This window comes from Rhodococcus sp. 14-2496-1d (assembly GCF_002259365.1).
Classification (GTDB): Bacteria; Actinomycetota; Actinomycetes; order Mycobacteriales; family Mycobacteriaceae; genus Rhodococcoides.
Window position 1 is genome coordinate 1 of the sequence record NZ_NPFV01000033.1, and the last position, 13020, is coordinate 13020.

The following is a 13020-nucleotide window of genomic DNA, read 5'->3' on the forward strand; positions in this document are numbered from 1 at the left end:
TCGTCGTCGATGACCGACCCGTCGATATCGTCCACCAATTGGGTTGTCACTCGTTTGGCCACAGCCGGAAAACCTTTCATCGACACATTCGCAATGCGCAACCGCATTCGTCTTCTCGAGGATAACCAGCGTCGATATCCGCATTCTTCATCGACATGGTAAATCGAGCGGCATTCGATTTCCCGGAAACGGACATACAGGCTGCGAGAAAGTAATACAGCTGGGCCCGCTGGTGAGCTATTGAAGCAGCCACAGACTTTGCAGTGCAACAGTATTCGGTCGCGTGAACGCGTCCGCACGTCCCCTTCGGGGCCGCCCCATATGGGTCACCATTTTGGTCGTACGAGTCGCCCGAGTCTGACATGCCGGGGACCCCGACCAGTCAACCCACGGTCGCAAGCTCCCTCTTCGGGGTTGACAGGCCACCCTCGTCATGTCGATCGGGGACGTCTCATCCGAACCTTTGGAAGGTGTCCCTGACATGAAGAACTGCGAACTGCTCAACGATCACCAGATCATCACCGGCCTCATTGGCGAAGCCGCTCAGCTCCCCGCCGAAGATCCGCGCGCGGCCCGGTGGGCCACCGAAGCGCTCGCGCTCGCCAGCGCAGCAGAGCTGCCCCTCCTCATCGAGGAGGCCGAAGGAGTGCTCGGACGGATCGAGCACGACACCACCTGCCGGTGGTGCGCCGGGCAGCCGGGAGCAGCCATCCCGGTCGGGTCCTTCTGGTGCACCCACTGAGCCAGCCCCCACGGGGGTCCCGGTCCCACCATGGGGCCGGGACCCCCCCTTTTTTTTGCTCCTATTCCGTTATCGCAACGTAATGAAATGAAACGTAACGATATGAAATGAAATGGTAGAGTTCGGTCATGACCGCAGCCGAGCCGCCCCGCAAGCCAGGCCGACCCCGCATCCACGCCAGCGCGTCCGACCGGGTGCGGGCACACCGAGCCCGAGCAGCAGAAAAGGCCGGCAAAGGCGCGGCAGTTGCCGGTGTCGACGAAGCCGACACCGCAACCCCCGAACTCGCCGTCGCCTCCCTCGCCGCTGTTCTGCCGGCCCTGGCCACGCAGGCCGAACAGATCACCGCACTGGTCCAGCGGGTCGAATCCGCGATCGGCACCGTCTCGGACCCCAAAGCCCTCGACCAGCGTCTTGAGCTGATGCGCGCCGAAACCGCACGCACCGTCTCCGCCGCCGAAGAGCGCGCCGCGGCCGCCGAAGCGGCCGCGCATGCTGCGACCGTCCGCGCCGACGCCCTCGACGTCGAGAACGACGAGCTCCGCTCCGATGCCGCCGACGCATGGGAGCAGACCGAAGCAGCGGAGCAGGCAGCAGCGCAGGCCCGTACCGACCTTGAGGAGCAGAAGGCCGCACACCGGCGCACTCTCGACGAGCTCGATGCTCGCCAACGCGCCGAAATTGGCGCCCTGGAGGACACCCACGACTCCATCGTGGCTTCGCTCAACACCAGCCACCGCGAGGTGATCGACCGGTACGACGAGAAGGCTCGCCGCCTTGAGGCCGAGCTGGCCGAGCTGCGCGCCGAAGCGAAAAGCTTGCGTGCCGATCTCGCCGCCGAACGCTCCGCACACCAGGACGACAACCGCAGTAACGCAGCAACACTCGCCCAGCAGCGCACCGACGCCACCAAACGCGAGGTCGAGCTGCGCCGCGACTACACCGAACGCATCGACGAACAGAAGACGATCGCCGCAGACCTACGCGAAGAAATCTCTCTGCAGCGCGCCGAACTCGACCGACTCCGTGGCCTTGAGGAAGACCGCCGCCACAACTGAAAGACCCGGGTGTCGGGGACGGTCACGCGGGGGGAGTGGACGTCCACTGCATTACCTCGCCGCCTCCGGCGTCGCCCCATATGGGTCACCAAGGGGGTCGTACGAGGACGCCGAGTCTGACATGCCGGGGACCCCGACCAGTCAACCCACGGTCGCAAGCTCCCTCTTCGGGGTTGACAGGCCACCCTCGTCACGTCCGATCGCTGCGTCTCATCCGAACCTCGAAAGGATCTCGCCATGCTTCCAGATCGCCTCTCCGCCATCGCATCCGCCGCTCACAACCGCGGCGCAACGATGGCCACCCACAACCTAGGCGGACTGCACGCGGACGTGCACCACGCCACGATGTGCGGACAGCGGGTCGCACCCGAGCAACTCGACACCCGCACCTGGGAATGCCTACTCGGCAAACACCGCACCGACGAACCGATCCAGCCCCTCAAGCTCTAGGCCGGACGGCCCCGCCCACACCGGGCGGGGCCACCACCGGTCCCTCGTTCGGCGCTCGTCCAGTCATTCACGCGAATGACTGTTGCCGGAACCAACTCGAGCCCAGCTGCGTCCAAGCATGTATGGACCACGACGAACGAGCCGCCAGCCTAGACGAGGGCCACGACCCCGACCACCCGGCCGTCGTCACAGCCCTCGACCAGGTCAAACGAACGCTGCATCTGTACCGGCACCTCGCGTGGACCTTCACTGCGTCCGACCTGGACGGCCACCGCCTACCCCGCTGAACTGTCTCACCAGCGCATTCGACAGTCGAACACCCGTTCGATACTCTGGCGGTAGTTCCTACCGGCACGGCGAAAGGTCGATCCCATGGCCACCGTCGACGCCGTCGCCGACCTCACTGGACTCGACAAGAGCGCCCAGCTCGACGTCCTCCGTCGCCGGATGGCCTCCGTACCCGGTGGCCGTCGCGACCACGCACCCGCCGACCTGCCCACCATCACAGCTGCCGGACCGGCGGAATCGGTCGCGCCCATCATCGACGACGATCCAGAACCACTCACCGCCGCTGTACGCGGCAAAACCCTCCGCACCATTCCCGTACCCCCACCACTCGCCGCTCTGCTCCCACGCGGGGCTCTGGCCCGCGGAACCGCCATCACCGTCACCGGTGCCGGGTCCATACTCATCGCTCTGATCGCCGAAGCATCCGCAGCCGGCCACCACGTCGCCCTCATCGGCCAACCCCGCCTGAGCCTGCTCGCCGTCCACGAACACGGCGGCGATCTCGCAAAAGTGCATCTTGTGGATCCAGGATCGACAGACCCTCTCGACGCCGCCTCGATCTGCCTCGACGGCCTCGATCTTGTCGTGACCACCGTGCACGGCCGCGACGTACCACCCACGCGCGCAAGAGCTTTGCTCGCACGCAACCGCAGGCACGGCAGCATCCTGGTCATCACGGACGGCCGAATGCCCGGTATCGATCTCACGATCGCATCGACCGTCCACAGCTACGGCGGCATCGAGCAGGGGAGAGGCCGAATCCGGTCCATCACCCTCGAGACCACAGTCCACGGACGCGGAACGCAACAACGCACCGGCCGCCACACCCTCACCGCCCCGAGCTTCGGCGAGCAAGGCCTGCGCTGGACACCCGCACCCGCCGACGACCTCGCCGGCCACCGCCCCGTCGCGGTCGCGCAATGACCACCGACAACGAGGCCGGCATCTTCGATGCCTGGCCCACCACCTTCGAGCCACCCACCCGACGCATCGTCGACCCACCGAGGTCAGTGAAAGTGAACGTGGCGCTCGCCATCGGACGATCCGGAGGCGGACGATTCCGCGACACCACTGCGTTGAAAGTCCGGGCCGAGGGTCTCTAGCCAGTGGAGTGTTGTTGTTGCGATCGCTTTGACTGATTGCGGGTCGCGGGCGTGGTGCTTACCGATACGGTCGTTCATTGTCGATAGCGTTGTAACGCAACGGCTTTCGGTTGAACACCGTGAGGGTAATGCGCACGTGCGAAGTGCGGCGGTCGTCATTTTCGGAACAATGCGCGATCTGGTTCTGGTAGCCATATTGAGCTGGTTTCGTTGCTGCGGTAGCTGTCGGCGACGAAGTCGGTGAGCGAGTTGAGTGCAGGATGGGAGCTTGCTGTCTCTCGCCACAGCAGTGCCATGGGGTAGGCGGGCGTGGGGTTCACTATGGGTACACGACGAATATTGGGGTGCCACGGCGTTGTGGTTCCTTCGCCGCCGAAAGTGACCAACGCCTGGGAGTCCGCGATGCGGTCGAGAATGTTGGTGAAACCTATCCCGCCGGGGTGCCGATCGGAGTTGATTGTGACGCCGCAACTGGCGCTCAGCTGGCGGTAGAAGTCGCCTACTTCGGAGTCGAATCCGGCTCCGGGCACCCATGCGGTGAGGTCTACGAGGTCGTCGAACTCGATGTGGTCACGCCCTGCGAGTGGATGGCCGCTACCGACCAACAGATGCAGAGCGTCGAGGTAGGCCGGCGCAGCATTGACATAGGTCGGCAAACGATGAGCACTCCAGTTATGGCGGGCGAATGCAACATCCACTCGGCCGGCGACCACCGCGTCTCGCGATGTCTTCGACGGTCCCATCATGATGAGCTCGATCTGGGCGTCCGGGTGCCTCTCCAAGTAGAACCTCATCAGGTTTCCGTCGACGATCTGGGCACCATGCACCGCGACACGGAGTACCTGCAGTTCTCGCACCGCTGCGATTGCAGTGTCGGCCGATGTGAGGACTGTGCGCGCGTGCGGCAGAAAGCGGGCACCGTGAACGGTCAGCGCGACGTTGCCGGTCTGCCGCTCGAACAAACGAGTGCCGAGTTGGCCCTCGAGCTTGGCGATTCGCTTGGACACCGCCTGCTGACTTACGCCCAACAGAGACGCAGCCAGACTGAACTGACCCTCATCGGCAATAGCGACCATCGCGCGTAGCGCGGACAGATCCAGATCCAACTTCGCCACCTGCTCTACTTCCAACAGTTGTTCGACTACGCGTGTCGATTGTTCGACTCGGTGTGACTCTAGCTGGTCATATGGCTGCTGGGGACGAGGTGATCCCGACAACCAGTAGGCGTTTACAACTGATCGGGGTGACCATGGGTCGAACGTCGTTCGTGCATTTGCACAACCACACCGAATATTCGATGCTCGACGGTGCCGCCAAGATCGGGGCCATGTTCGCCGAGGCGGCGCGGTTGGAGATGACGGCGGTCGGGATGACCGACCACGGCAACATGTACGGAGCAAGCGAGTTCTACAACGAGGCCAAGAAGGCCGGTATCAAGCCGATCCTCGGCATCGAGGCCTACATCGCCCCGGAGTCTCGGTTCAACAAGAAGCGCGTGCTGTGGGGCGATCGTAGCCAGAAGTCCGACGACGTCTCCGGTAGCGGTGCGTACACGCACATGACGATGGTGGCGGAGAACGCCACCGGCGTCCGGAACCTGTTCAAGTTGTCGTCACTTGCGTCGATCGAGGGTCAGCTCGGCAAGTGGGCCCGCATGGACGAGGAGATCATCGCTCACCACGCGGAAGGCATCATCGCCACCACCGGCTGTCCGTCCGGAGAGGTACAGACTCGCCTGCGACTCGGCCAGGATCGTGAGGCACTGGAGGCGGCCGCGAAGTGGCGCGAAATCTGGGGGCCGGACAACTTCTTCCTCGAGTTGATGGATCACGGCCTGTCCATCGAACGTCGCGTCCGAGAGGGCCTGCTGGACATCGGCAAGAAGCTGTCGATCCCGCCGCTGGCGACCAACGACTGCCACTACGTCACCAAGGACGCTGCCGAGAACCACGAGGCGTTGCTGTGTATTCAGACCGGTAAGACGCTCAGTGATCCCACCCGATTCAAGTTCGACGGGGACGGCTACTACCTCAAGTCCGCCGCCGAGATGCGCGAGCTCTGGGACGATCAGGTGCCCGGCGCCTGCGACAGCACGCTCCTCATCGCCGAGCGAGTCCAGCCCTACGACGAGGTGTGGGCACCCCGCGACCGGATGCCCATCTTCCCGGTTCCCGAGGGCGACACCCAAGGCAGCTGGCTGACGAAAGAGGTCGACAGAGGCCTCGAATGGCGTTTCCCCAGCGGTGTGCCGCAGGAGTACCGCGACCGCGCCAAGTACGAGATCAGCGTCATCCTCGAAATGGGGTTTCCGGCCTACTTCCTCGTCGTCGGTGACCTCATCAACTACGCCCGTTCCGTCGGTATCCGGGTCGGCCCGGGCCGAGGATCCGCGGCCGGATCGCTGGTGGCCTACGCCATGGGCATCACCAACATCGATCCGCTGCCCCACGGTCTGCTGTTCGAGCGATTCCTCAACCCCGAGCGCGTGTCGATGCCCGATATCGATATCGACTTCGACGATCGTCGCCGCGGCGAAATGGTCCGCTACGCCACCGAGAAGTGGGGCAGCGACCGCGTTGCTCAGGTGATTACCTTCGGCACCATCAAGACCAAGGCGGCCATCAAGGACTCCGCGAGGGTGCAGTTCGGCCAGCCGGGCTTCGGCATCGCCGATCAGATCACCAAGGCGCTGCCGCCGCCCATCATGGCCAAGGACATCTCGGTGGCCGGCATCACCGATCCGTCGCACGAGCGCTACAAGGAAGCCACCGAGGTTCGAGCGCTCATCGACTCCAACCCCGACGTAGCGACGATCTACAAGACGGCCAAGGGCCTCGAAGGCCTGATCCGTAACGCCGGCGTGCATGCCTGCGCGGTCATCATGTCCTCGGAGCCGCTCACCGACGCAATTCCGGTGTGGAAGCGCGCGCAGGACGGTGCGATCATCACCGGCTGGGACTACCCGTCGTGCGAGGCCATCGGCCTGCTCAAGATGGACTTCCTCGGCCTGCGCAACCTCACCGTCATCGGCGACGCGATCGACAACATCAAGGCCAACCGCGGAATCGACCTCGACCTCGACACCCTTGCACTGGACGACGCGGCTACCTACGAGATGCTCGCCAGAGGAGACAACCTCGGTGTCTTCCAGATGGATTCGGCTGGTATGCGAGAGCTCCTACTTCGCATGGCACCGACCGAATTCAACGACCTCATTGCATCGAACGCCCTGTATCGACCAGGTCCGATGGGGGTCGGAGCACACTGGGCGTACGCGGACCGCAAGAACGGCCGCGAGGCAGTAACCCCGATCCATCGGGAACTCGAGGAACCACTCCGCGAAATATTGGGAGAGACATATGCCCTGATCGTCTATCAGGAGCAGATCATGCAGCTCGCGCAGAAGGTGGCCGGCTACACGCTCGGGCAGGCCGACCTTCTCCGGCGAGCGATGGGTAAGAAAAAGCCCGAAGTTCTCGCCGCCGAGTTCGAGAACTTCCGAAACGGCATGCGCAGCAACGGATACAGCGACGATGCTGTTACCGCACTGTGGGAGGCCGTTCTGCCGTTCGCAGGCTACGCCTACAACAAATCACATGCCGCCGGATACAGCCTGGTCATGTACTGGACCGCCTACCTCAAAGCCAACTACCCAGCCGAGTACATGGCGGGCCTACTCACCTCGGTCGGCGATGACAAGGACAAAATCGCCGTCTACCTAGCGGACTGCCGCACCAGAGGCATCGTCGTGCTGCCCCCCGACGTCAACGCCTCTCGCGTCGACTTCGCCTCGGTGGGCAAAGACATCCGATTCGGCCTCGGTGCGGTCCGCAACGTAGGAACCAACGTGGTCGCGTCGATCATCAGGGCACGCGAGCATAAGAGCAAGTACGCCGACTTCTCGGACTACCTCGGCAAGATCGACGCCACTGCCTGCAGTAAGAAAGTCACCGAATCCCTCATCAAGGCCGGTGCGTTCGACTCACTCGACCATCCACGCAAGGGCCTGATGCTCATTCACGCCGACGCGATCGACGCGGTGATGGGCACCAAGAAGGCCGAGGCAATAGGTCAATTCGATCTGTTCGGCGGCGAGGACGCCGACGAGTCCATCTCCGCAGTGTTCAACGTCCGAGTGCCGGACGAGGAATGGGACACCAAGCACAAGCTCGCACTGGAACGAGAGATGTTGGGACTCTACGTGTCCGGCCACCCGCTCGACGGCATCGCCACTTCGCTCAGATCGATGACGGACACCTCCATCGCGGCTGTGCATGCCGGAAAGGTTCGTCACGGCCAGAAGATCAAGATCGGCGGCATCGTCGCCGCTGTCGACCGTCGCGTGAACAAGAAAGGTGAGTCGTGGGCCATCGTCGAGATTGCTGATCTCGACGCTGCCACCGAGATACTGGTGTTCTCGACGACCTACGCCGGCTCCCAGCATGCGCTCACCGAGGACTCCGTCTTACTTGTTACCGCAAACGTCAGTATTCGCGAAGGTAGAACGTCAGTCGTTGCAGTCGACATCTGCGCACCTGAGCTGGGGAATGCCGACCCATCACTCTCCCCGATGACCCTCACCCTCGCGGTGCACTCCTGTACACGACCGAACATCGAAGCCCTCCGTGAAACTCTGCAACGCCATCCCGGGAACACCGACGTCCACATCGCCCTGACCGGCACTACGACGACACGGTGGGCAACCGATCCGAAGTTTCGAGTACACAAGACACCAGCCCTATACGGCGATCTCAAAGCCCTGTTCGGAGCCAACTGTCTGACAACCTCCCCGGCCAGCGCAGCGAATGCGTAGATCCCCGGACGACGATTTTATTCCTGAACGGACACGCTTCCCCTACGGGCTGCACCGAATCGAACTCCGCTGCGCTCCGCACTCAAAAGAGCGAAAAGAATCAAATTTTCTTTCGACGTAGGTGGCTTCTCCGAGCATCCATCACCCGTGCCCGCCGGCTCAACCCCCCGCTCCGCTGCGCTACGGCCAAGGCTCCGAACACTTTTCGTCCCGTACTCGCTGCGCTCCCACGAAAACTGTCCGAGACGAGGGGTTGCCCCGTCGTTCCCGTGCGCTGGTTTCTCTCCCCAGCCACCACGGCGAAAGAAATTCGGCAGGGCAGAAGGTCCGGCCACGTTTCCGAGGAAGAGGTCACCATGCGCGCACAACACCCCACCACCGCCGACGAAATCGACATAATCGTCCACCGACGCGGCCATCGCAAAGTCCGGCGCACCGTCAAACGCGCCAGCGCACGCCGCGACCGCCGCACCGCACGCCGCGAACTACGCCACTGAAAACCATACGCAGATCGACCCGAAGGAACGGGGCGAAATAAGCCCCGAAAGTCGTACGTCAACAGCAATTCCCGAGATCCGATAAAACCCAGTTCAGAAGGTTCGGTTGATGTGCGAATAGGTAAGTAAGACAATAGAAATAGAGAGAATTTCGAGTCGAATTAGTCTGGCAAAGCCACCGTAAATGCCCTAGGATAGTAGCCAACAGAACAATTCCCACAAGGAGAGAACTATGTCCATCACCGTCTACACGAAACCGAATTGCGGACAATGCGACGCAACGAAACGACGACTCGATAAACACGGCCTCGACTACCGGACCATCGACATCACGCAAGACGACACCGCCCGCCACTTCGTCACCTGCGAACTCGGCTACCTCCAAGCCCCCGTGGTGGTCGTCGACGGCGGGGAGCACTGGTCTGGGTTCCGGATTGACGCCCTCGACCAGCTCGCTGCAGCCTGAGACCCACCCGAGACGAACAGGAGGGTCCGCGATGACACCGCTACGCGCAGTTCCCACACCCGGCGATGACGTCGAAGCGCAGGCCCGCGCAGACCTCGCGCCCGTCGAAGATCTTGAGACGCTCACCGTCGAGCATGGCTACGACCCGGCCACAGACCCCGAAGCAATGCTCCTGTGCGCACTGATGGATGTCCGCAACCAGTCCACGGACGGCGCGGACGTCGAGCGGATCACCGCCACGCTCACCGCGACGGACTTCGAGGACCCCGCGCACGCACGCATGTACAGCCACATCGTCGACCTCATCACCGCCGGCCAACCCCACGACTTCGCCTCCGTCACCGGCGCACTCATCCGATCCGGAGCAGACGGAGCCAAAGACGCACCGCTACGCAAACGCCTCATGGGCATCGTCACCGCCGGCGCGCACTCCGTCGCGGCCGTGCACTACGCCGACAACGTCCTGTCCCAGTCCTACCGCCGCAGCTTCCACATCGCCGGCCAACGACTGACCCAGGCCGCCGAAGAAGCACCCGAAGCCGACCTGTTCGACTACATGGTCGAACTCGGCATCCGACAGCGCGCAGCCTTCAACCGGCTCAACAGTTTTCGGCAACCACCTACATCCTGAACCGCCCGGGTTCCAGTGGACGCAACGACGACCTCGAAATCCCATAGGCCACAAAGATGCGGTAGCCAGACGAAGAAACCCCCGACCACGCGCGCTGGCCGGGGGTTTCACCACGTCGGGAGGAGCCGTTGTCAGTCCTGGTGGATGGTCCGCAGGAGCTGCGCGAGAGCGAGCGCGGTGATCGGATCGTCGAGCGTAGGCGCGGCCCCGACGACCAACGCGAGGTCGGTCGAATTGTCGACCGCCGCGAGCAGATCCAACGATGCGGCAACGGCGAAGTCCGGCCCGGAAAGTTCGTTGATGATCGCCAATAGCTCGACGAACCGCGCAGCGGTCTCCGGCCGAATGCTGCTGTGCAGCATCTCGAACGCGGCAACCGCTTCCGGCGATCGGAGCTCGGCGAGGGCCGCCAACTCCAGTGTGTCGACTTCGGTGAGAACAGCGGTGGCGTACTCGGGTGTGCTCATGGTCGGAGTCCTTCGGTCGAGGGCGCGTCGATGTCACTGGGCTGCACGTCAGGGTGCGCGAGGGGTAGTCGGGTCACGTCGTGATCGGGGATTCCGAGACGATGCGCGACGGTGGACACGGAGCCGGTTGCCACCATGCCCGTGACCAGATCCACGCGGATCCGGGCAGCGACACGGTGCTGGTGCGCGAGGTAGGCGAGTAGCTCGGAGACGAGCAGCGCGGCACCGGCAGGTCCGCCGTATTGCTGCGCCCACTGCTCACCATCGCGATCAGGGGAATGCAACAGTCGGTTCGGATCGGTGAGAACCTCGTCGAGAATCTCCGCCGTGATACCGCACACCCGAAGCCGCTCGACAATCTCGGGAATCTCCTCGGCCGTGCGGTGTCCGGCCAGTCCGATAGACCAGCCGGCCTCGATCACGTCGCCGTGTGCGGCCGGCGGAGTGATCGAGCGAGGATCAACGGTGCCCATGATTGGTCCTCACGGTGGGGAAGCAGGTCACAGAGCTGGCGTAGGGGATGGAGACGACGTTGGCCCGGACGAGGCTTCGATCGGTCAACGTCCGAGATCCTGTGTGGTGCGCGCTTGAGGTGATGGCACCGGTGGGGTTGCCTCGCGGGGGTGATTCGGTTGTCGGTTGAGCACCGTTCGCAACGAGGGGGGCATTGATGTTGTCGCGTTCTCACCGGTCAGTTGCCCGCGTAACTGAGCGTGCGCCGCCGGGTCGTCCATCGGCACGCCGTCCGGACGTGGCTCGAACGACTGTGTGTGCTTCCGCAGATCGTCCAATTCACCATTGAGCGCGGCGACGTGGTCGCGGTCCCGCACTGCGTCCAGAGTTGCGATGTTCGCCCGAAGCGATCCAATGCGATGACGTCGTTCGACTGCCTCACTCTCGTGCACGGTGATCGGTGCCGCATGGCTGACGGTCAATCTCCGGCTCTCGGGATCCGCAGTGACCGAACCGCCGACCCGTTCGGCGATCGCGGAGGCAATGCGCGCCGCGTCCGCGGTCGAGTACACCCCGACCACGGTCCGGGAATCGGGAATCGGCTCGGGACGGGTCGATTGAACCCGCACCTCACTCACGTCTGGCTCGGTCGGGGCGGCGTCGATGCGCGACGGAGCCGAGTCCGCGAATCGAGAGATCACCTCGGCCACCGCAGGCGGGGCCGGCACCTGTGCCCTGCGTACCCCCGATGCGTACCCCGGCTCGCTACTGAGCACCACCGCAAGTTCGTTGGGCGTGCCGATGAAGGGCAGCTCGGTGTGCGCTCCGTCGCCCGCCCGGACACTGACAGTGGCCGCGATACGGTCGACCTCCCGGCCGGCGGACAGCATCGCGGCCTGACCGACAGCGAAGGTCGCAGCCGCTGTCCGGGAAAGGAATTCGGCGCGGGCGAACACGTGCCCCGGATCGTTGTGCTGATCGAGGGATGCGACCTCGACCGTGATGCGCTCGGAATGGGTGGGACGATTTCGTGCAGAAGTCATGACGGTTGATCCTTTTTCGTCGTGCGCGTGAGGATCTCCCAGAGAGAGATGACACGCGCGGAGGAAGAGCGAAAGGGCGTCGGTTCAGAGGGCGTCGACGCGCCGGCTGTAGCCGCGTGCCTCGAAACCTGTCGGTGCCGTGGTGTCTACTGGCCGCCACACAGGGCGACCCCCAGAACGAGAAGCGAGGTGATGATCGTGGTGATGGCGATAGTGGTCGGCATCGTTTTCGTCGTTGCGGTGTTGCGCGCCGGCGTCACCGACGACGGCGGCTGGCGATTTGCACCGATGCGCGCGACCGGAATGGTGTTCGGCATGGGTTTCCGGCTCGTGAGCGTGGTGGTCGGCGTCCTGTTCGCGATGGCCGTGGCGGTCGTAGCCAGTGCCTTCAGCAGCTCCCTATGACCTTGCGTCCAGCCGTGGTCTCAGAACAAGGTCGGCGTAGCGCTCTCCAATAGGGCTGCCTGTACCGCTGCGTCGTCCCAACCATGGCGTACCGCCGCACGAAGCCGTCGCGAGCGAGCAGCACGTGCGGCTCGATCCGGCCCGTACCAAAGCCCGGGTTGGCGACGTCCACCGCCGCGACCTTTCGCTGCCATGTCGCGCAGATTCTGCGACTGGTTCCCGTCGACCACGTGCAGTGGCTGTTGCTGCGCCTCGTCCAGCGTCACTCGTACGCAGATCGGGTTGTCGCACATATGCAACGCGTTCACCGACTCGTCGATCGACCCACCGAGCGCGATCGCCAACGCGTAGCGATGCGGGCGAACCACCCGCGGTCGTCCACCGCGGGAGACCCAGAATCTGCCGTACCCGTCGTCGGCAATAGCCCCGATCCAGATCGCACACGACGACCGACGCGGCCCATGCACGACGTAGCTGCGAAACCGAGCTCGCTCGTCGGCGTCGCCCACTACCAACGGTTTCGGCACCGACTCCCAACCCACCTAACGCTTCCCGGCCGGTCGGCCTGTCGTGAACACGACGGCCGCTGTGCGCCAACGGCTTC

Annotated in this window: 16 protein-coding genes; 11 read left to right on the forward strand and 5 right to left on the reverse strand. The window is 63.8% G+C overall.

Annotation, left to right across the window (positions count from 1 at the left end):
* Positions 1–481 precede the first annotated feature (481 nt).
* The 6 genes from CH296_RS27245 to CH296_RS27265 all read left to right on the forward strand — a co-directional run bounded on the left by CH296_RS27245 (position 482) and on the right by CH296_RS27265 (position 3641).
* Complete coding sequence (locus CH296_RS27245) at positions 482–742, forward strand: hypothetical protein (RefSeq protein ID WP_094686133.1); 261 nt, start codon at positions 482–484, stop codon at positions 740–742.
* A 128-nt stretch (positions 743–870) separates the two neighbouring features.
* On the forward strand, positions 871–1800 hold the full coding sequence (locus tag CH296_RS27250) for a hypothetical protein (protein WP_094686134.1): 930 nt from the start codon (positions 871–873) through the stop codon (positions 1798–1800).
* 237 nt (positions 1801–2037) lie between these two features.
* Positions 2038–2250, forward strand: a complete 213-nt coding sequence (locus tag CH296_RS27255; RefSeq protein WP_094686135.1) for a hypothetical protein — start codon at positions 2038–2040, stop codon at positions 2248–2250.
* 122 nt (positions 2251–2372) lie between these two features.
* Positions 2373–2537, forward strand: coding sequence for a hypothetical protein (locus CH296_RS29145; RefSeq protein ID WP_179277843.1), 165 nt, complete (start codon positions 2373–2375; stop codon positions 2535–2537).
* Between the two features lie 85 nt (positions 2538–2622).
* Positions 2623–3462, forward strand: a complete 840-nt coding sequence (locus CH296_RS27260) for a hypothetical protein (protein ID WP_094686136.1) — start codon at positions 2623–2625, stop codon at positions 3460–3462.
* Positions 3459–3641: a hypothetical protein gene (locus tag CH296_RS27265; RefSeq protein ID WP_094686137.1), complete on the forward strand. Its 183-nt coding sequence runs from the start codon at positions 3459–3461 to the stop codon at positions 3639–3641. Before CH296_RS27260 ends, CH296_RS27265 begins: the two co-directional genes overlap by 4 nt.
* A gap of 155 nt (positions 3642–3796) precedes the next feature.
* On the opposite strand, the gene CH296_RS27270 is transcribed toward CH296_RS27265, so the two are convergent.
* On the reverse strand, positions 3797–4756 hold the full coding sequence (locus CH296_RS27270) for a LysR family transcriptional regulator (protein WP_094686138.1): 960 nt from the start codon (positions 4754–4756) through the stop codon (positions 3797–3799).
* Positions 4757–4890: 134 nt separating this feature from the next.
* Here CH296_RS27270 and dnaE point away from each other — a divergent pair, with 134 nt between their 5' ends.
* From dnaE to CH296_RS27285, 4 genes are all read left to right on the forward strand, one after another.
* Complete coding sequence (gene dnaE / locus CH296_RS27275) at positions 4891–8454, forward strand: DNA polymerase III subunit alpha (RefSeq protein WP_094686206.1); 3564 nt, start codon at positions 4891–4893, stop codon at positions 8452–8454.
* Positions 8455–8810: 356 nt separating this feature from the next.
* Positions 8811–8951, forward strand: a complete 141-nt coding sequence (locus tag CH296_RS29150) for a hypothetical protein (RefSeq protein ID WP_179277844.1) — start codon at positions 8811–8813, stop codon at positions 8949–8951.
* 232 nt (positions 8952–9183) lie between these two features.
* Positions 9184–9417, forward strand: coding sequence for a glutaredoxin-like protein NrdH (gene nrdH, locus CH296_RS27280; protein ID WP_094686139.1), 234 nt, complete (start codon positions 9184–9186; stop codon positions 9415–9417).
* Between the two features lie 31 nt (positions 9418–9448).
* A complete protein-coding gene (locus tag CH296_RS27285; protein WP_094686140.1) occupies positions 9449–10048 on the forward strand; it encodes a DnaB-like helicase N-terminal domain-containing protein in 600 nt (199 codons plus the stop codon).
* Positions 10049–10179: 131 nt separating this feature from the next.
* Here the strand turns inward: CH296_RS27285 and CH296_RS27290 are convergent, their stop codons facing one another.
* The 3 genes from CH296_RS27290 to CH296_RS27300 all read right to left on the reverse strand — a co-directional run bounded on the left by CH296_RS27290 (position 10180) and on the right by CH296_RS27300 (position 12011).
* Complete coding sequence (locus CH296_RS27290) at positions 10180–10515, reverse strand: hypothetical protein (protein ID WP_094686141.1); 336 nt, start codon at positions 10513–10515, stop codon at positions 10180–10182.
* Positions 10512–10988: a hypothetical protein gene (locus tag CH296_RS27295; protein ID WP_256980598.1), complete on the reverse strand. Its 477-nt coding sequence runs from the start codon at positions 10986–10988 to the stop codon at positions 10512–10514. Before CH296_RS27295 ends, CH296_RS27290 begins: the two co-directional genes overlap by 4 nt.
* Positions 10989–11072: 84 nt before the next feature.
* On the reverse strand, positions 11073–12011 hold the full coding sequence (locus CH296_RS27300) for a hypothetical protein (protein WP_094686142.1): 939 nt from the start codon (positions 12009–12011) through the stop codon (positions 11073–11075).
* 27 nt (positions 12012–12038) lie between these two features.
* Between CH296_RS27300 and CH296_RS28685 the strand changes: the two genes are divergently transcribed.
* Positions 12039–12416: a hypothetical protein gene (locus CH296_RS28685; protein ID WP_143546442.1), complete on the forward strand. Its 378-nt coding sequence runs from the start codon at positions 12039–12041 to the stop codon at positions 12414–12416.
* A 20-nt stretch (positions 12417–12436) separates the two neighbouring features.
* Here the strand turns inward: CH296_RS28685 and CH296_RS27310 are convergent, their stop codons facing one another.
* Positions 12437–12943 carry a hypothetical protein gene (locus tag CH296_RS27310; protein WP_256980599.1) on the reverse strand — a complete coding sequence of 169 codons (507 nt, stop codon included), beginning with the start codon at positions 12941–12943 and terminating at the stop codon, positions 12437–12439.
* Positions 12944–13020 lie beyond the last annotated feature (77 nt).

Excerpts from the sequence above, each read along its gene's own strand:
- CH296_RS27245 (WP_094686133.1), top strand. The coding sequence starts at position 482 with ATGAAGAACTGCGAACTGCTCAACGATCACCAGATCATCACCGGCCTC.
- CH296_RS27250 (WP_094686134.1), top strand. The coding sequence starts at position 871 with ATGACCGCAGCCGAGCCGCCCCGCAAGCCAGGCCGACCCCGCATCCAC.
- CH296_RS27255 (WP_094686135.1), top strand. The coding sequence starts at position 2,038 with ATGCTTCCAGATCGCCTCTCCGCCATCGCATCCGCCGCTCACAACCGC.
- CH296_RS29145 (WP_179277843.1), top strand. The coding sequence starts at position 2,373 with ATGGACCACGACGAACGAGCCGCCAGCCTAGACGAGGGCCACGACCCC.
- CH296_RS27260 (WP_094686136.1), top strand. The coding sequence starts at position 2,623 with ATGGCCACCGTCGACGCCGTCGCCGACCTCACTGGACTCGACAAGAGC.
- CH296_RS27265 (WP_094686137.1), top strand. The coding sequence starts at position 3,459 with ATGACCACCGACAACGAGGCCGGCATCTTCGATGCCTGGCCCACCACC.
- dnaE (WP_094686206.1), top strand. The coding sequence starts at position 4,891 with ATGGGTCGAACGTCGTTCGTGCATTTGCACAACCACACCGAATATTCG.
- CH296_RS29150 (WP_179277844.1), top strand. The coding sequence starts at position 8,811 with ATGCGCGCACAACACCCCACCACCGCCGACGAAATCGACATAATCGTC.
- nrdH (WP_094686139.1), top strand. The coding sequence starts at position 9,184 with ATGTCCATCACCGTCTACACGAAACCGAATTGCGGACAATGCGACGCA.
- CH296_RS27285 (WP_094686140.1), top strand. The coding sequence starts at position 9,449 with ATGACACCGCTACGCGCAGTTCCCACACCCGGCGATGACGTCGAAGCG.
- CH296_RS27290 (WP_094686141.1), bottom strand. The coding sequence starts at position 10,515 with ATGAGCACACCCGAGTACGCCACCGCTGTTCTCACCGAAGTCGACACA.
- CH296_RS27295 (WP_256980598.1), bottom strand. The coding sequence starts at position 10,988 with ATGGGCACCGTTGATCCTCGCTCGATCACTCCGCCGGCCGCACACGGC.
- CH296_RS27300 (WP_094686142.1), bottom strand. The coding sequence starts at position 12,011 with ATGACTTCTGCACGAAATCGTCCCACCCATTCCGAGCGCATCACGGTC.